The organism is Microbacterium sp. NRRL B-14842 (assembly GCF_050470785.1).
In genome coordinates this window covers 1-16,032 of sequence record NZ_JBFLUM010000069.1, presented here as the reverse complement: position 1 = coordinate 16,032, position 16,032 = coordinate 1, and the positions used below count along the sequence as shown (strand labels likewise).

The window sequence follows — 16,032 nt, the reverse complement described above, 5'->3', positions numbered from 1 at the left end:
AGGATGCGCATGCCCCCATCCTGCCGCAGACATCGGATGTTGTGCGAGGATGAGCGCCATGGCAGTGACGGACGAGGCGATCGAGAAGATCAAGGCGATGATCGTGTCGGGCGAACTGGCCCCCGGCGATCGCCTGCCCCCGGAGAAGGAGCTCTCCGAGCGCCTCGGCCTCTCCCGCAACTCGATGCGCGAAGCGGTCAAGGCGCTGGAGGTCATCCGCGTGCTCGACGTCCGTCGTGGTGACGGCACCTATGTCACGAGCCTGGAGCCGCACCTGCTGCTGGAGGCGATCGCGTTCGTCGTGGACATGCACGACGACGACTCGATGCTGGAGATGTTCGCCGTCCGCCGGATGCTCGAATCGCAGGCCACCGGGCTCGCGGCGACCCTGGGCACGGACGAGGCGATCGCGGCCCTGCAGGATGAGGTGGAGGCCGTCGACGCCTCCGTCGGCATCGAGGAGCTCGTCGACCACGACATCCGCTTCCACCGCGAGATCGTGGGCATGGCGGGCAACGCCTACCTCGCGAGCCTCATCGAGCACCTGAGCAGCCAGACGGTCCGGGCCCGGGTGTGGCGGGGGCTCACGGAGGGCGGCGCCGTGGAGCGCACCCTGTCGGAGCACCGCGCCATCGCCGACGCCATCGCCCAGCGCGACTCGGCACTGGCCACCTCCCTCGCCACGGCCCACATCGCGGGTGTCGAGCGGTGGTTGCGGCAGGCTGCCTCGGCCTGACCCGTCAGGCGCCGAGACGCTCCATCGCGGCGTCGAACTCGGCCGCCGAGTTGTCGCTGACCTCGTGGAACAGCACCTGGTCGAGCACGTCGGGCGCGGCGGTGAAGTAGGGGACGCCGGCAGCGCGCAGCCCGGTGATGTCATCGGCCGTCCGCAGCGACGCGGCGAGGACGTTGGAGGCGCTGCCCGCGCACATCTCCTGCATCCGTGCGATGAGGGCGTCGCCGTCCATGCCCGCGTCGCGCATGCGCCCGAGGTAGGGCGCGATGTACTGGGCACCGATCGAAGCGCACGTGAGCGCCTGCGCGACGGAGTAGACCGCCGTGACGAGGACCGTGGCCCCGTCACGGATGAGGGCGGAAGCGGCGGCGAACCCGGCTGCGGTCGCGGGCACCTTCACCGCGACGCGGTCGCCGAGCGCGCGGATGCCCTCCGCGTTCCGGAGGAAGGAGGCGGTGTCACCACCCCACGTCTGGAAGAACACCTCCCGGGCGCCCTCCTCGACCCAGCGGGCGTAGAGGTCGGGGATCTCCCCAGCCGTCCGCCCGCCACGCTCGAGGATCGTGGGGTTCGTCGTGACACCGTGCACGACCCCCGCGGAGAGCAGCCGCGCGACACGGTCGGTGTCGGCGCTGTCGACGTACAGGCGGGGCGCGATCGCGGTCATCGGGGTCTCCTCGCGGGCAACCTGTCGTTACAGGTGGGGCTTCGGCTAATGTAATGACAGCTCCCGAACCTTGTCAAAGACCGGGAGTCCCGCGCTGTCGAGGAGGATCAGGAGCGAGATGACACCCGCACACCCCGGCGACCGCTCCGGCGTCGTCATCGTCGGCAGCGTGACGGCCGACGTCACGACCTTCTCCCAGCGGCTCCCGGCCCGCGGCGAGACCATCCTCGGCGACGAGTTCACGCTGATGCTCGGCGGCAAGGGCGCGAACCAGGCCGTCGCGGCGGGACGCTCCGGCGCCCGCACGAGCTTCGTCGGCTGCGTCGGCGACGACCTGTTCCACGACCTCGTGGTGGACGGTCTCACCGCCGCCGGCGTCGACCTCGCGCACCTGCGCACCGTCCCGGGCCCCACCGGCATCGCGCACATCCGCGTCGACGCCTCCGCGCAGAACGACATCGTCATGGTGCCGCTCGCGAACGCCGCCCTGAGCACCGAGCAGATCGACGAGGCCCTCGCAGCGCTCGCCCCCACGACCTCGGTGCTGCTCACCCAGCTCGAGACCCCGTCCGCCCTGACCGCCCACATCACCGCCCGGGGACGCGAGCACGGCATGACCGTGATCCTCGATCCGGCACCGGCGGCGGAGCTGGCAGCGGAGATCTGGCGGAGCATCGACATCGTCACCCCGAACGAGACCGAGGCATCGCTCATCAGCGGCATCCAGGTGACCGACGCCGCTTCCGCCGAACGCGCCGGACACTGGTTCCTGGAGCAGGGTGTGGGCGCCGCGGTCATCACGCTGGCCGGACAGGGGTCGTGCGTCGTCACCGCCGAGGGCGCCACCGTCGTCCCGCCGTTCCCCGTGGAGGCCGTCGACACCACCGCCGCGGGCGACGCCTATGCCGGCTACCTCGGCGCCGCGCTCGCGAGCGGAGCGGCCCTCACCGATGCGGTGCGGCTGGCGACCGCCGCGGGCGCCCTCACCGTCACGAAGCAGGGGGCCTCGCCCAGCCTCCCCCACCGCGCCGACGTCGAGGCCTTCCTCGCCGCGCGCACCGCGGCCCCCGTCGCGAACTGAACCAGGAGCACACGATGCGCAAGACCTCGACCACGATCAACCCCGCGCTCTCCCGCGTCATCAGCGAGACCGGGCACACCGATCTGATCGTCGTGACCGATGCCGGGCTGCCGATCCCGCCGGGCGCCGAGCGCATCGACCTCGCCTACCGCCCCGGCGCCCCCGCCTTCCTCGACGTGCTCGACACGGTGCTCGCGGAGCTCGTCGTCGAGGGCGCGACGGTGTCGGCCGAGGTCGCCGAGAAGAGCCCGGAGGTGCTCGACGCCCTGCGCGAGCGCTTCGCCGATGCGGGGTTCGAGATCGAGCTGGTCCCGCACGTCGAGTTCAAGCGGCGCACGCACGCCGCCCGCGCCTTCGTGCGCTCCGGGGAGTTCACCCCGTACGCGAACGTGATCCTGCACGCGGGGGTGGCGTACTGATGTCCCTCATCGAGGACGCCATCGACCGCCACAGCGCGGCGCCCATGTACGACCAGCTCCGGCAGCTCATCATCGACGGCATCGCCCGCGACGGTCTGCAGCCGGGCGATCCTCTTCCCGGCGAGCACCGGCTGTGCGAGCGCTACGGCATCTCCCGCACGGTCGTTCGGCAGGCGTTGGCGCAGCTCGAGCACGAGGGACTCGTCGAGCGCGTGAAGGGCAAGGGCACGTTCGTCTCCCGCCCGCGCACGAGCGAGAGTCTCGTGCACACACTCGTCGGGCTGTACGACGACGTCGAGCGGCGCGGCGGCCATGTGCACAGCGACGTCCTCCGCCACGAGCAGACCGTCGCGGACGAGGAGGTCGCCCTGGCCCTGGAGGTGCCGGTCGGATCGCCGGTGATCGTGCTGGAGCGGCTGCGACACGTGGACGGCGAGCCCTGGTCGCTCTCGACCACGTGGATGCCCGAGGCGGTGGGGGCGGTGACGCTCGGCGCGGATCTCACCGAGGCGTCGCTGTACCGGCTGCTCGCCGACCACGGCATCATCGCCACGCACGGCGTCCGCTCGGCCGAGGCGACGGTCGCCACGCACGAGCAGGCTCAGCACCTCGGTGTGAGCGCCGGCTCCGCCCTCCTCCGCCTGCGCAGCATCAGCCGCAGTGAGGACGGCGTGCCGATCGAGTACTTCATCGCGTACCACCGCGGCGACCGCTCGCGCTTCGAGTTCCAGCTCCAGCAGGAGCAGTCCCAGGCGTCGTTGATGCACGTGGACGGATCGGGCGGCGCCTCCCCCGCGGGCACGGTGGGCTGACAGCGGCCCCGGTACGCTCGAGGCATGAGCGACTGGACCCAGCACCGCGATCGCCCTGCTGGAAGCCGATGCCAACCGCAGCGCCGACACACACCTGCACCTGTTCCCGCTGCCGCCGGAGTGGGGCATCGACCTCTACCTCAAGGACGAGTCGGTGCACCCGACCGGCTCGCTCAAGCACCGCCTCGCGCGCTCCCTCCTCCTCTACGGGCTCGTCAACGGGCGCATCCGTGAGGACACGACCCTCGTGGAGTCCTCGAGCGGATCGACCGCGGTGTCGGAGGCCTACTTCGCCCGCATGCTGGGGCTGAAGTTCATCACCGTCGTGCCCCGGTCGACGGTGCAGGAGAAGATCGACCTCATCGAGTTCTACGGCGGAACCTGCCACTTCGTCGACCGCCCGGAGGACATGTCGTCGGAGGCCCAGCGCCTGGCGGCGGACTGCACCGGGCACTACCTCGACCAGTTCACCTTCGCGGAGCGCGCCACCGACTGGCGCGGCAACAACAACATCGCCGAGAGCGTGTTCAGCCAGCTCGCCCAGGAGCGGCATCCGATCCCCCGCTGGATCGTCACGGGCGCCGGCACCGGCGGCACCAGCGCCACGTTCGGCCGCTATGTGAAGTACCGCCGCCATGACACCCGGATCGCCGTCGTCGACCCCGAGGGCTCGGCCTTCTACGACGGCTGGGCGGGCACGGTCGACCCGCCGGCGGGACGCCCGAGCCGCATCGAGGGCATCGGGCGGCCGCGGGTGGAGGCCTCGTTCGTGCCGTCCGTGATCGACGAGATGATCCAGGTGCCGGACGCGGGCTCCATCGCCGCGATCCGCCTCCTCCGCGAGCGCACCCTGCACTGGGCGGGCGGCTCCACCGGCACGAACCTCTACGGCGCGTTCCAGCTCATCGCCCGGATGCGTGCCGCCGGCGAGACCGGCAGCGTCGTGACCCTCATCTGCGACAGCGGTGTGCGCTACGCCGGCACGTACTACTCCGACGAGTGGGTGGCGCAGCAGGGGTGGGACCTCGCCCCGCACCGTGCGCGGCTGGAGCGGTTCCTGGAGACCGGGGTCTGGGCGGAGTGATCCCCGGGTTACGCTGACCCCATGACCACACTCATCCTCACCGTCGCGGGTGCCGATCGTCCTGGCCTCGTGGCCGCCGTCGCCGATGTCGTCGATGCCCACGGCGGCAACTGGGAGAACAGCTCCCTCGCCGAACTCGCCGGCACGTTCGCGGGTGTCATCGAGGTGTCCGTGCCGACGGAGCGCACGGGGGAGCTCGAGACCGCGCTCCGGGCGATCCAGGGCCAGGGGCTGCTCACGCTGTCGGTGCTCACCGGCACGCCGGGGCCGTCGGAGGACGAGGAGCAGCTGATCGTGATGCAGGTGCTCGGCAACGACCGCCCCGGCATCGTGCGGGAGGTGTCGGCGGTGCTGAACGCGCACGCCCTGAGCATCGAGGAGCTCACGACCGAGACCCGGGAGGCCGCGATGGCCGGCGGGCGACTGTTCGAGGCCTCGGTGATCGCGAAGGTCCCGCCGACGGTCGACCTCGACGCCCCTGCGCGCCGACCTCGAGCGCCTCGCGTCGGAGATCCAGGTCGACATCACCCTCGGCTGACCCCGTTCGAATCGCCTGAATGGCTCTATCCGGCCGCCGGATGGGACCGATCGCGCGATTCGAACGCAGTCAGAGGCCGGAGTATCGCCGCACCCAGTACTCGGTGTAGGCGACGTGGGCGGACGCGGCGGCGGAGGCTGCCACCGGATCCGCGGCGGCGAGGCCGCGCAGGATCGCGCGGTGACCGGCATCGGAGTGGATCTTGAGCTCCGCGGCGTCCTCGGGGTCGGATATCCGGTAGGCCCGGGAACGGGAGCGCAGCACGTCGATCAGGCTGGTCAGGGCCTCGTTGCCCGCGACCGAGGAGATGGCCATGTGGAACTCGTGGTCGAGGCGGGACTGCGCCTCGAAGTCCGTCGTCGACTCGATCTCCGTGAGCACCTCGTCGAGTGCGGCCACCGTGTCCTCGTCGATGCGGGCCGCGGCGAGCGCCGCCGCATGCGGCTCGAGCACCCGTCGGAGCTCCGTCAGCTCCAGCACCCCCGCCATCGGCAGCAGCCCGACCGTGAGCGAGAGACTGCCGATGAGATCGGCCGCGCGGAGCTCGCTGACGTAGCTCCCGGAGCCGTGCCGCGTCTCCAGCACGCCGAGCGCGGCGAGAGTCCGGATGGCCTCACGGAGCGATCCCCGTGAGACGCCGAGCCGTTCGCAGAGCTCTCCCTCGCTCGGCAGCCGGTCGCCGGGGCGCAGAGCGCCGTCGGCGATGAGGGCCCGCAGCCCGTGCAGCGCCGTGTCGAGTGCGCTCATCGTCATCCTCTCCGCCACTCCCCCACCCCTCGTGAAGTCTGTCGGACACACCGGCGGCCGCAAACTCGTATGACAACTATGTTTCATCTTCGCGCTTTCGTAGCCAAAACCGAAGGCGTGTGGCAAAGTTGTGCAACAACTCGCCCCCACTCACCGATGAGGTCCGATGCCCGCTCCGCAGTTCCCCGCTCCGCTCACGCTGAACTCCGGCCTGCGGGCGCGCGACGCCTGGCCGCTCGACCCGACCGTGATCCACCTCAACCACGGGTCCTTCGGGGCGGTGCCGTCGGTGGTGGTCGCCCATCAGGACGCCCTGCGCCGCCGTGCCGACCTGAGCCCCGTGGAGTGGTTCCCGCGCATCGCGGAGCGCGTGCAGGAAGCGAGGCAGCGGACGGCTCCGTTCGTCGGCGCCCGCGCGGAGGACAGCGTGTTCGTGCCCAACGCCTCCGCCGCGGCCACCGTCATCTACAACGCCCTCCAGCTCGAGAGGGGCGACGAGATCCTCGTCACCGACCAGGGCTACGGGGCCATCACCATGGGAGCCGAGCGCCTCGCCCGCCGGTTCGGCGCCGCCGTCCGCACGGTCGCCCTGCCTCTGCTCGCCGATGACGACGAGATCGTGAGCTGTTCGCCGACGCCCTCACCCCGCGCACGCGGCTGCTCGTCGTCGACCAGATCACCTCGCCCACGGCTCGCCTGCTGCCGACCCGCCGCATCGCCGACCTCGCGGCCGAGCGCGGCGTGCGCACCCTGGTCGACGGCGCCCACGCCCCCGGCCTCATCCCGACGCGGCGGCCGTCGCCGGCGGCGACTGGTGGTTCGGCAACATGCACAAGTGGCCCTGCGCCCCGCGCGGCTCCGCCCTCCTGGTCACCACCGCCCCCGACCGCGACGAGCTCTGGCCGCTGATCGACTCCTGGGCCGCGCGCGAGCCGTACCCCGAGCGCTTCGACACGCAAGGCACGATCGACGCCACGACGTACCTCGCCACCCCCACCGCGATCGAATTCATCGAGGCCGAGTTCGGATGGGCGGCCGCCCGCGAAGCCATGGCCGCGCGCGCCGACGCGGGGGCCGAGCTCATCGCCGAGGCCCTGCGCCCGTTCGGCGACGAGGACCCGCTGACCCCGCTCCCCTCACCGGTGCCGTCCATGCGCCTCATCCGGCTGCCGCTCGGCCTCGGCGCCACCCGCGAGGAGGCCGACGCGCTGCGCATGGACCTCCTCGACGAGGTCGGCGTGGAGACCGCGTTCACGAGCTTCCGCGGCGTCGGCTACTTCCGCCTCTCCGCGCACCTGTACACCGAGGCCGCCGACGTCGAGGCGTTCGTCGAGCGCTGCGTCCCGGCGATCCTGCGCCGCGCCGGCATCCGCCCCGCGGACGCCCTCATCCTCCCCTGACCCGCATCACCCTCCCGCACGACCACCCGAACACCCACCCACCCCCACCGAGAGGCACATCGTGAAGAACAAGATCTTGACGACCGCAGCCGGAGTCGGCACCGTCGCCGTCCTCGCACTCACCGGATGCTCCGGAGGCTCCGGCTCGTCCGGCGGCGACGGCAGCGTCACACTCCAGATGGTCGAGAGCCTGACGAACCCGGCGCGCACCGAGCTCCTCCGCGGACTGCTCGACGAGTTCGAGAAGGACAACCCCGACATCACCGTCACCCTGGTCTCCCCGCCCACCGAGCAGGCCGACCAGAAGATCCAGCAGATGCTGCAGTCCGGCAAGGGCGTCGACGTGCTCGAGGTGCGCGACATCACCGTCGGGCCGTTCGCGAACAACGGCTGGCTGTACGACCTGGGCGACGATCTGAAGAAGTGGGACGGCTGGGACGCCCTGACCGAGAACGCGCAGTCGGCATCGGTCGCGGAGGACGGCAAGAGCTACTTCGTCCCCTACGGCTTCTACGGCCTGTCGCTCTTCTACCGCACGGACCTCGTCGAGCAGGCCGGCTTCGACGGCCCGCCGCACAGCTGGAAGGACCTGCTGGAGCAGGCGTCCGCCATCCAGGACCCGTCGAACAACATCTACGGCTACGCCTTCCGCGGCGGCCAGAACGCCAACAGCAACGTCGTCGCGGCGATCGAGGCCTACACGATCGACGGCCTCGACACGGAGGACGCGTTCCTCATGGAGGACGGCTCGACGATCTTCGCCGCTCCCGAGGCCCAGGAGGCGGTCGACGACTACTTCGACCTGTTCAAAGAGGCTTCGCCGCCGTCCGCCGTCTCCTGGGGCTACCCCGAGATGGTCGCCGGGTTCACCAACGGCACCACCGCGTTCCTGCTGCAGGACCCGGAGGTCATCGCGACGGTGCAGGACTCCTCGCTGACCGAAGACCAGTGGGACACCGCCCCGCTGCTCGTCGGCCCGTCCGGCAAGGCCGCACAGCCCCTCGCCGTCGCCGGCTGGGGTGTCGCGGAGAACAGCGAGCACAAGGAGGCGGCGGTCAAGCTCGTCGAGTTCCTGTCGTCGGCCGAGCCCGCCACCGAGTTCGCGCAGGCGAACAGCCTCGTCCCGATCATCGCGGCCGCCGCGGACGACGAGTTCTACTCGACCGGCCCCTGGACGAGCTACGTCACCATGACCGAAGACCCGGAGACGTACGTCAACGTGCGTCAGCCGCGCGGGGTGAGCTGGTGGACCGAGTGGATCCAGAAGTCCGACCAGGACGTGCAGAGCGTGCTGCTCGGCAACATGTCCACGAAGGACCTCCTCGCCTCGTGGGACGCGTTCTGGACCGAGAAGTACGCCGCGGAGAAGGGTTGATCCGTGGCCCGCACCATCCGTGAAGGGGGCTCCGTCGGCACCGCCGGCGGGGCCTCCCCGGCATCGCGTCGTCGGCCGTTCCGGGGTCGCACTGCGCTCACCCTGCTGGCGTTCCTCGCGCCGGCGATCGTCTTCGTCTGCTGGTTCACGTACTGCCGATGCTGCAGGGCGCCCGCATGGCGTTCCACGACTGGAACCTGTGGGACCTCACGTCGACCCCGTTCGTCGGCATCGACAACTTCCTCGCCGTCTTCCGGGACCCGGCGTTCCCGACCGTGGCGTGGAACTCCGTGCTCTGGGTGGTCGGCTCGCTCGTGCCGCAGCTCGTGATCGGCTTCCTCATCGCTCTCAGCCCTGCGCAAGCGATTCCGCTTCCGCGGGCTCTACCAGGCGCTGGTGTTCTTCCCGTGGGCGGTGTCCGGCTTCCTGATCGGCATGCTGTTCCGCTGGATGTTCAACGCCGAGTTCGGCGTCGTCAACGACCTGCTCATGAAGGCGGGGCTGATCGACGCGCCGCTGCCGTGGCTGGCCGATCCGAAGCTCGCGATGTTCGCCGTGATCGTCGCGAACATCTGGTACGGCGTGACCTTCTTCGCGATCATGATCCTCGCGGCCCTGCAGTCGGTGCCGGACGAGATGCTGGAGGCGGCGAGCCTGGACGGCGCCGGCAAGGTGCGGCAGCTGTTCTCGATCATCATCCCGTACATCTCGATGACGCTGCTGCTGACGATCCTGCTGCGCGTGATCTGGATCTTCAACTTCCCCGACATCATCTACGCGATGACGAACGGCGGCCCGGCCAACCAGACCCACATCATCACGACGTGGATGATCAACTACACGCAGCAGGGCAACTACGGCATCGCGAGCGCCATCGGGCTCATCGTCGTGGCCTTCCTCATGGTGTTCTGCGCGTTCTACCTGATGGCGATGCGGAGAGTGCAGCGATGACCATCACCTCATCCGTCCGGACCGGCTCCTCGGTCACGGAGACCCGTCGCATCACGGTGCCCGACCGCAAGGCCGCCCCGCGCCCGAAGCCCCGCGTCACGGTGGGCGGCGTGGTGCGTGTCGTCGGCCTGGGGCTGTGGCTGCTCATCACGCTGTTCCCGCTGTACTGGATCACGCTCACCGCGTTCAAGTCGCCGGGCACGATCAACCGCTTCCCGATCGAGTACTGGCCGAGCGAGCCCTCGCTCGACAACTTCACGAGCCTGTTCGAGAAGAGCTCGTTCGGGACGTTCTGGCGAACTCGGCCATCGTGGCGGTGTCGGCCGGCGCGGTGGCGACGCTCATCGCCCTGCTCAGTGCGTACGTGCTGGCGCGGTTCGAGTTCCGCGGCAAGGGGGCGGTGCTCATCGCGTTCCTGCTGACGCAGATGATCCCGGCGTTCATCGCCCTGGACCGCTGTACTCGATGATGACCGACCTGGGACTCGTCGACACCAAGCCGGGGCTCATCCTCGTCTACATCGCGATCTGCATCCCGTTCTCCACGGTCATGCTGCGGGGCTTCTTCGAGAACGTCCCGACGCGCTGGAGGAGGCGGCGATGATCGACGGCTGCTCGCGCCTGGGTGCCCTGTTCCGGGTGCTCGTGCCGGTGATGACGCCTGGCATCATCGCGGCGTTCATCTTCAACTTCGTGAACTGCTGGAACGAGCTGTTCCTGTCGGTCGTGCTGATGAACACCGACGCGAACCGCACCGTCCCATCGGCGCTGAACGGCTTCATCTCCACGTTCAACATCGACTGGGGCTCCATGAGCGCGCGCGCCGTGCTGACGATCCTCCCGACGATGGTGATGTTCGCCCTCGCCAGCCGCTGGATCGTCCAGGGCCTCACGGCCGGGGCCGTCAAGGAGTAACCCGCCCGAATCGCGCAGATGTCCCATTCCGCGACGGAATGGACCATCTGCGCTCTTCGAAGGCTTAGACGAGCCGGGACTTCGGCGACACCGAGTACGTGTGCTCGGCGTCGCGGTTGACCGTGTCGCCGAGAGCCTCGTCGATCGCGGTCATCGTGTCGGCGTCGAGCTTCACGCCGGAGGCTTGACCGTGTCGGCGAGCTGCTCCGGGCGGGAGGCGCCGACGAGGGCCGCTGCGACGTTCGGGTTCTGCAGCACCCACGCGATCGCGAGCTGCGGCATCGACAGCCCCGCCTGCTCCGCGATCGGCTTGAGGCGCTGCACCGCGGTGAGGATGTCGTCCTGCAGGAAGCTCTTGATGAAGCCCGCACCCGAGTTCTGGTCGGTCGCCCGCGAGCCCTCCGGCACCGGCTGCCCCGGCAGGTACTTGCCGCTGAGCACGCCCTGCGCCATCGGCGACCAGACGATCTGCGAGATGCCGAGCTCCTCCGACGCGGGGACGACCTTGCCCTCGATGACCCGCCACAGCATCGAGTACTGCGGCTGGTCGAGATGAGCTGGATGCCGAGCTGCTTCGCCAGCGCGTGCCCGTCGCGGAGCTGCTCCGCGGTCCACTCCGAGACGCCGATGTAGAGCGCCTTGCCCTGCCGCACGATATCGGCGAAGGCCTGGAACGTCTCCTCCAGCGGGGTCTCGTGGTCGAAGCGGTGCGCCTGGTACAGGTCGACGTAGTCGGTTGCCGAGACGCTGCAGCGAGCCGTTGATCGACTCCATGATGTGCTTGCGGCTCAGGCCGGTGTCGTTCGGACCCTTGGGACCGGTCGGGAAGTAGACCTTCGTGAAGATCTCGAGGCTCTCGCGACGCTGACCCTCCAAGGCCTTGCCGAGCACGACCTCGGCGGCCGTGTTGGCGTACGTGTCCGCGGTGTCGAACGTGGTGATGCCGCATCCAGGGCGGCGTGCACGGTCTTGACCGCGGCGTCGTCCTCGACCTGCGAGGCGTGCGTGACCAGTTGCCGTAGGTGATCTCCGAGACCTTGAGACCGCTGTTGCCGAGATAGCGATAGTTGACCATGGACCAACGCTAGTCCCGCCAGGGGACCGGCGGGCCGGATCGGCCGCGATCATCAGGCAGTGGCGGGCGAAGGCCCGCGGCGGCGGGACGTGACCGCGGCCCCCGACCAGCACCCCGACCGCGGAGAGCGCGCTGACCGCGTACAGGGGCAGCGCCCACGGGAGGCATCGGCGCCGCTGATGCCGAAGGTGTCGGCGAGCCCCATGCCGGGGCCGAACGACGCGACGAAGTAGGCCGGCGCCCGCCCATGAGCAGCGCGAGGAAGGTCATGCCGGCCACCACCGCCGGAGCCCGCGTGAGGAGGCAGACGACCGCCGTCCCGACTCCCAGGCACACACCCGCGCCGAGGATGCCGAGGACGGTCTGCGGCATGAGGCTCTCTCCGGCGTTCGACATCGCGGCCCTGACCTCGTCGAGGAGAGGCCGCCCGGCGCCGCGGCGAGCGGGGTTCAGCACGAGAATCTGCACGGCGGCGAGCGCGGCATACGCGGTGACGGCGAGCACGCCCGCGACGCAGATCCAGAGGGTGGGGCGCGGCACCGGTGTCATGCGGTCACCCTAGGCAGGGCTGCTGAGAGTCTCCCGGTACTCGCGCCAGGCGTCGCCCAAGCGGCGCACCCCCTCGGTGAGCACGTCGTCCGGCGCGGTGAACGGCAGACGCACGTGTCGTCCGGCGCGGCGGCCGAGACCGCGAAGGCCCCGGTGCCCGCGATCGAGACCCCGTGGCGCGGCAGCGATTCGCGCGAGAGCCGCCGCAGAGCCCCGAGGCAGCCCCGCCCACAGCGAGAGTCCGCCCCGCGGAGCGTCGTAGGTCCAGTCGGAGAGGTGCGCGGCCATCAACTCCTGCAGCAGGAGGAGGCGTTCCCGGTGCACGCGACTGTTGGCGCGGCGGAGCTCCGTCGCATGGGCGATGAGGTCGAGGGCGAGGAGCTGGCCGGCACGCTCGTGGACTGGTCGGCGAGCTGGCGCGCACCGCGCAGCCGTCGGACCAGGACGGGGTCGGCGCGCAGCCACCCGATCCGCAGCCCGGCCCAGGCCCCACTTCGACACGGACTCGACGACGAGCACCGGGGCGTCCGGCCGTTCCGAGGCGAGCGTGGGCGGCACGATCCCGTCGAACGAGATGCCGGCGACGACGCGGTCCTCGATCACGGGCACCCCGTACTGCGCGGCGAGTTCGGCCACGCGATGCCGCGCCGCCCCGGGCAGACGCGTCCCCGTCGGGTTCTGGTGGTGCGGGTTGAGCGCGACGAGCACGGGACGCAGTCGTGCCATCGCCTGCTCCAGCGCATCGACGTCGAGGCCGTCCGCCCCCATCGGCACGCCGTGGACCGTCCCGCCGCGCAACCCCACGGAGTCGGTCACGCCCGGCCACGTGATCTCCTCCGCGAGGACGACGTCCCCCGGCTCCACGAGCGCGTTGACGACGAGGCTGATGGCCTGCTGCGCGCCGTGGGTCACGAGGATCTGCTCGGGCGTGGTCGGCGTCCCCTCGGCGCGGTACATGTCGGCGATGAGTTCGCGGAGGGCCGGGAGACCCGCGGGGTCGGTCTCCGGGAGCAGGGCGAGGTCGAGCCGCGGCTGGTGGTCGCGGATGAGCTGCACACCCAGATCCGGGATCTGCGGGACCGTGCGGAGCAGGTCGATCGCGTTGGGGAGTGCCGAGAACAGCGCCTCGCCACGTCCCGGACGGCGGTCGGGCCGCGGGCGCCGTCCTCGCCCCCGACACCCTCGTCCCACTGCCCTGTCGGCGCTCCACGAGACCTGCTCCGCGAGGGACGCATAGGCGGACACGACCGTGCCCCGCGAGACCGCGACCACCGCGGCGAGGGCGCGTTCGGCAGGCAGGCGGTCGGCGGGGCGCAGCTCACCACTGCCGATCAGGGCGGCGATCCCTGCAGCGAGTCGGGTGGAGAGGGTGCCGTCGCCATGGGCCCAGCGGCCGAGGCGTGCGGCGAGCGCGGCCGCGGAGACCTCCCCGCCCTGGACGAGAGGGCCGGGGGGCCGATCCGTGGGCCACCGGCGTCGCATTGGCCCTGTCGAGGGTGTCCATGAGACCTGATTCTGGACCAATGACAGTTCCCACGACAGCATCGGTCTCGATCTCGGTCCAATCGACCGGGATTGGACCATGGGCGAACTCCTCGACTGGCTCGGCGACGACGCCCGCACCCACGACCCCGCCCTCCTCGGACCGCTCGCTCTCATCGAGGGCCGCCGTGACCGGCACCCCGGGGCAGACCACCCCGTCCACGGTCGCCCTGACCCGTTCCCTCGCGCTGGCGTCCCGGTCCGGGGACCTCTCCCGCGTTCGAATCGCCCACTTTGTCCCGAACCGGCCGGGATGGAGCACAGTGAGCGATTCGAAAGGAGTCAGGTGGCCTGAGCCCCGGGGGTGGTGACGATGTCGGCGCGGGTCGCGGAAGCCCTCCGCCGTCACCCTGTCCAGGCGACCTGCTTGCGGATGGCCAGCGCCTTCTCGTAGAGGCTCGGGTCGCCGTAGCTCGTGAGCACCTTCACCAGCACCGGCAGCAGCGTCGATCATGAAGAACAGCGCCGCGATGAGGATGTGCGCCCACAGGATCGTGGGCTCCTTCTCGCTCAGGCGGTTGAGGCCGCTGATCTGGCTCAGCAGTCCCACCGCCCCGGCGTTGCCCTGCGCCACGGAGTCCGCCCGGGCGTTGTAAGCCGCGAGCGCTTGCTCATACGTGTCGCGCGCGGCGGGGAGCTCGCCCTGCGCCTGCTGACGGTTCTGCGACTCCGACGCCGTGGTGTTCTCCTTGGCGGCGCTTCCGGCAGCGGCGAGCTCCTCGTTGGCCGTGCGGAGCTGGGCGGCCAGTGCATCGTAGGTCTGCTGGGCCTCGGCGAGCTGGGCCTGCGCGGCCTGCGAGCTCGCACCCTCGCCGTTCACACCGGTGCAGCCGGGAACGGTGCCCGCGCCCCTCGCCGGTGAGCTCGCACTGATACAGCGTCCGCCCTGGTCGATCACCGCCTGCTGCTCCGTGAGCTTGGCCGTCAGATCGTCGACCGTGGACTGGGCGGCCGACTCCGTGGCCGATGACGACTCGGTCCCGGCGACGATGCCCGTCGCCGCCTGGTTCTCAAGCGCCGCGACGCGCTCGGACGCCGCGTCCAGCGCCTTCTTCTCCGGACCGGTCTCGAGCGCCTCCTGGTCGGACTGCGCCTGCACGATGTTGGTCGCGGCGACCTCCCGGGAGATGTCGTTGTGGAAGATCTGCAGCACGAGCGGCTCCGCGACGACGAACCCGATGATCGCCGCCATGATGACGCGGGGGATCGCGAGGCGATGAGCTTCCAGACGTTGCGGGTCGACGTCATGGTCGAGGTGAGGAAGCGGTCGAGGTTGAAGATGATCAGTGCCCACACGATCGCGAGCGGGATGGCCAGCCAGACCGCCGCGCGCACCCCCGTCGTCAGGGCGAAGAGCATGGAGATCGCGCTGACCAAGGCGGTCCCGGCGAGCACGAAGAACATCTGCACGAAGCGCGGGGTCTCGCCGGGGACCCTGTCGAGGATCTCGCCCTCCGCCCCGCCGAGGATCGCGAGAGCACGGAGGCGTTCGGCGGCGTGCGTCGGCGACGCGACTTCCGGACGCGCTGCGGGCGCGCCGGACGGTCGGGGGCGGGCTCCGCGTCGACCGGGGCGTCGGGCGCCGTCACCGGCTCGGACGTCGGGTCGTCGGACGCGACGTCGGGCTGCGCGGGTGTGTCGCCGGTCGGCTCGTACTCGCGCAGGAAGTCGAGGTCATCCGTCTCGGCGTTCGGGTCGCCGTCGATGATGATCCGACCCTGCGAGTCGAAGCGACCCGGGCGGTGGGCGGAATAGGGCATCCCGACAATCTACGAAACTCCGCCTGTGCATACCGTGGAAGACCGGGGCGAGAACCCTTCGAATCGCGCAGATCGCTCCATCTCGGCCGGAATGGAGCAAGGTGCGCGACTCGAAAGAGTCAGCGGGTGAGAGAGGCCGCGTAGGCGGACAGGGCGTCGTCGAGCGTGAAGTGGCCGGCCGCGGCGAGGGTGCCCAGGCCGTGCATCAGCCCCCACAGCGACACAGACGTCCGCCGGGCGGTCGAGCCCCGCCGCGGCGGCCGCCTCCGCGAGCACGCCCCTCGAGCGCCTCGATCAGCGGGGCCATGGTCTCGGTAGGAGACCCCGGTACGCACACGGTGGGGGTCGTAGACGGCATCGAACGCGTGGGGATGCTCGACGG

16 protein-coding genes and 5 pseudogenes are annotated in these 16,032 nt (G+C 70.6%); 13 read left to right on the top strand and 8 right to left on the bottom strand.

All coding sequences use genetic code 11. The features are described from left to right. The first annotated feature begins 58 nt into the window (after nt 1-58). Nucleotides 59-736: a FadR/GntR family transcriptional regulator gene (locus AB1285_RS24620; protein WP_187662527.1), complete on the top strand. Its 678-nt coding sequence runs from the start codon at nt 59-61 to the stop codon at nt 734-736. Nucleotides 737-740: 4 nt separating this feature from the next. On the opposite strand, the gene AB1285_RS24615 is transcribed toward AB1285_RS24620, so the two are convergent. Beyond that, the gene (locus AB1285_RS24615; protein WP_370429158.1) at nt 741-1,403 is read right to left on the bottom strand and encodes a transaldolase family protein; all 663 of its coding nucleotides are present in this window, start codon (nt 1,401-1,403) and stop codon (nt 741-743) included. A gap of 118 nt (nt 1,404-1,521) precedes the next feature. Here AB1285_RS24615 and AB1285_RS24610 point away from each other — a divergent pair, with 118 nt between their 5' ends. The 5 genes and pseudogenes from AB1285_RS24610 to AB1285_RS24590 all read left to right on the top strand — a co-directional run bounded on the left by AB1285_RS24610 (nt 1,522) and on the right by AB1285_RS24590 (nt 5,337). Then, nucleotides 1,522-2,484 carry a ribokinase gene (locus AB1285_RS24610; RefSeq protein ID WP_259954360.1) on the top strand — a complete coding sequence of 321 codons (963 nt, stop codon included), beginning with the start codon at nt 1,522-1,524 and terminating at the stop codon, nt 2,482-2,484. Nucleotides 2,485-2,498: 14 nt separating this feature from the next. Next, the gene (rbsD, locus tag AB1285_RS24605; RefSeq protein ID WP_187662530.1) at nt 2,499-2,903 is read left to right on the top strand and encodes a D-ribose pyranase; all 405 of its coding nucleotides are present in this window, start codon (nt 2,499-2,501) and stop codon (nt 2,901-2,903) included. Continuing rightward, nucleotides 2,903-3,715, top strand: coding sequence for a GntR family transcriptional regulator (locus tag AB1285_RS24600; RefSeq protein WP_187662531.1), 813 nt, complete (start codon nt 2,903-2,905; stop codon nt 3,713-3,715). Before rbsD ends, AB1285_RS24600 begins: the two co-directional genes overlap by 1 nt. A gap of 154 nt (nt 3,716-3,869) precedes the next feature. After that, nucleotides 3,870-4,799 carry a PLP-dependent cysteine synthase family protein gene (locus AB1285_RS24595; RefSeq protein WP_429978076.1) on the top strand — a complete coding sequence of 310 codons (930 nt, stop codon included), beginning with the start codon at nt 3,870-3,872 and terminating at the stop codon, nt 4,797-4,799. A gap of 21 nt (nt 4,800-4,820) precedes the next feature. Next, a pseudogene (locus AB1285_RS24590) lies at nt 4,821-5,337 on the top strand (glycine cleavage system protein R). A gap of 69 nt (nt 5,338-5,406) precedes the next feature. On the opposite strand, the gene AB1285_RS24585 reads toward AB1285_RS24590, so the two are convergent. Next, nucleotides 5,407-6,084 carry a FadR/GntR family transcriptional regulator gene (locus tag AB1285_RS24585; protein ID WP_085605550.1) on the bottom strand — a complete coding sequence of 226 codons (678 nt, stop codon included), beginning with the start codon at nt 6,082-6,084 and terminating at the stop codon, nt 5,407-5,409. 166 nt (nt 6,085-6,250) lie between these two features. On the opposite strand from AB1285_RS24585, the pseudogene AB1285_RS24580 reads away from it, so the two are divergent. Then, nucleotides 6,251-6,613, top strand: a pseudogene (locus tag AB1285_RS24580) (aminotransferase class V-fold PLP-dependent enzyme); the annotation flags it as partial. Here AB1285_RS24580 and AB1285_RS24575 read toward each other — a convergent pair. Then, on the bottom strand, nt 6,604-6,852 hold the full coding sequence (locus AB1285_RS24575; protein WP_429978074.1) for a hypothetical protein: 249 nt from the start codon (nt 6,850-6,852) through the stop codon (nt 6,604-6,606). The pseudogene AB1285_RS24580 and the gene AB1285_RS24575 sit on opposite strands and share 10 nt — an antisense overlap. Before the next feature lie 59 nt (nt 6,853-6,911). On the opposite strand from AB1285_RS24575, the gene AB1285_RS24570 reads away from it, so the two are divergent. The 6 genes from AB1285_RS24570 (at nt 6,912) to AB1285_RS24545 (ending at nt 10,724) form a co-directional block, all read left to right on the top strand. Beyond that, entirely contained in the window at nt 6,912-7,484 is a 573-nt protein-coding gene (locus AB1285_RS24570; RefSeq protein ID WP_429978072.1) for a hypothetical protein, read from the top strand. A gap of 61 nt (nt 7,485-7,545) precedes the next feature. Next, nucleotides 7,546-8,859, top strand: a complete 1,314-nt coding sequence (locus tag AB1285_RS24565; protein WP_187662535.1) for an ABC transporter substrate-binding protein — start codon at nt 7,546-7,548, stop codon at nt 8,857-8,859. A 354-nt stretch (nt 8,860-9,213) separates the two neighbouring features. Next, a complete protein-coding gene (locus tag AB1285_RS24560; protein ID WP_429978078.1) occupies nt 9,214-9,810 on the top strand; it encodes a carbohydrate ABC transporter permease in 597 nt (198 codons plus the stop codon). After that, on the top strand, nt 9,807-10,232 hold the full coding sequence (locus AB1285_RS24555) for a hypothetical protein (protein WP_429978070.1): 426 nt from the start codon (nt 9,807-9,809) through the stop codon (nt 10,230-10,232). Before AB1285_RS24560 ends, AB1285_RS24555 begins: the two co-directional genes overlap by 4 nt. 43 nt (nt 10,233-10,275) lie before the next feature. Continuing rightward, nucleotides 10,276-10,413 carry a hypothetical protein gene (locus AB1285_RS24550; RefSeq protein WP_429978068.1) on the top strand — a complete coding sequence of 46 codons (138 nt, stop codon included), beginning with the start codon at nt 10,276-10,278 and terminating at the stop codon, nt 10,411-10,413. Next, complete coding sequence (locus tag AB1285_RS24545; RefSeq protein ID WP_429978066.1) at nt 10,410-10,724, top strand: carbohydrate ABC transporter permease; 315 nt, start codon at nt 10,410-10,412, stop codon at nt 10,722-10,724. Before AB1285_RS24550 ends, AB1285_RS24545 begins: the two co-directional genes overlap by 4 nt. 64 nt (nt 10,725-10,788) lie before the next feature. Here the strand turns inward: AB1285_RS24545 and AB1285_RS24540 are convergent. The 5 genes and pseudogenes from AB1285_RS24540 to AB1285_RS24520 all read right to left on the bottom strand — a co-directional run. Further along, a pseudogene (locus tag AB1285_RS24540) lies at nt 10,789-11,799 on the bottom strand (aldo/keto reductase family protein). 9 nt (nt 11,800-11,808) lie between these two features. Further along, nucleotides 11,809-12,348 (bottom strand): hypothetical protein, encoded by a 540-nt coding sequence (locus AB1285_RS24535; protein ID WP_429978064.1) that lies wholly within the window; start codon nt 12,346-12,348, stop codon nt 11,809-11,811. Between the two features lie 9 nt (nt 12,349-12,357). Continuing rightward, complete coding sequence (locus tag AB1285_RS24530) at nt 12,358-13,830, bottom strand: PLP-dependent aminotransferase family protein (RefSeq protein ID WP_429978062.1); 1,473 nt, start codon at nt 13,828-13,830, stop codon at nt 12,358-12,360. Nucleotides 13,831-14,389: 559 nt separating this feature from the next. Continuing rightward, nucleotides 14,390-15,294 (bottom strand): annotated as a pseudogene (locus tag AB1285_RS24525) (DUF4407 domain-containing protein); the annotation flags it as partial. A gap of 475 nt (nt 15,295-15,769) precedes the next feature. Further along, nucleotides 15,770-16,032: pseudogene (locus tag AB1285_RS24520) on the bottom strand (TetR/AcrR family transcriptional regulator); the annotation flags it as partial.

Bases quoted from the DNA above. Each gene is read 5' to 3' on its own strand.
- AB1285_RS24620 (WP_187662527.1), top strand. From the start codon at position 59: ATGGCAGTGACGGACGAGGCGATCGAGAAGATCAAGGCGATGATCGTG.
- AB1285_RS24615 (WP_370429158.1), bottom strand. From the start codon at position 1,403: ATGACCGCGATCGCGCCCCGCCTGTACGTCGACAGCGCCGACACCGAC.
- AB1285_RS24610 (WP_259954360.1), top strand. From the start codon at position 1,522: ATGACACCCGCACACCCCGGCGACCGCTCCGGCGTCGTCATCGTCGGC.
- rbsD (WP_187662530.1), top strand. From the start codon at position 2,499: ATGCGCAAGACCTCGACCACGATCAACCCCGCGCTCTCCCGCGTCATC.
- AB1285_RS24600 (WP_187662531.1), top strand. From the start codon at position 2,903: ATGTCCCTCATCGAGGACGCCATCGACCGCCACAGCGCGGCGCCCATG.
- AB1285_RS24585 (WP_085605550.1), bottom strand. From the start codon at position 6,084: ATGAGCGCACTCGACACGGCGCTGCACGGGCTGCGGGCCCTCATCGCC.
- AB1285_RS24570 (WP_429978072.1), top strand. From the start codon at position 6,912: ATGCACAAGTGGCCCTGCGCCCCGCGCGGCTCCGCCCTCCTGGTCACC.
- AB1285_RS24555 (WP_429978070.1), top strand. From the start codon at position 9,807: ATGACCATCACCTCATCCGTCCGGACCGGCTCCTCGGTCACGGAGACC.
- AB1285_RS24550 (WP_429978068.1), top strand. From the start codon at position 10,276: ATGATGACCGACCTGGGACTCGTCGACACCAAGCCGGGGCTCATCCTC.
- AB1285_RS24545 (WP_429978066.1), top strand. From the start codon at position 10,410: ATGATCGACGGCTGCTCGCGCCTGGGTGCCCTGTTCCGGGTGCTCGTG.
- AB1285_RS24535 (WP_429978064.1), bottom strand. From the start codon at position 12,348: ATGACACCGGTGCCGCGCCCCACCCTCTGGATCTGCGTCGCGGGCGTG.
- AB1285_RS24530 (WP_429978062.1), bottom strand. From the start codon at position 13,830: ATGCGACGCCGGTGGCCCACGGATCGGCCCCCCGGCCCTCTCGTCCAG.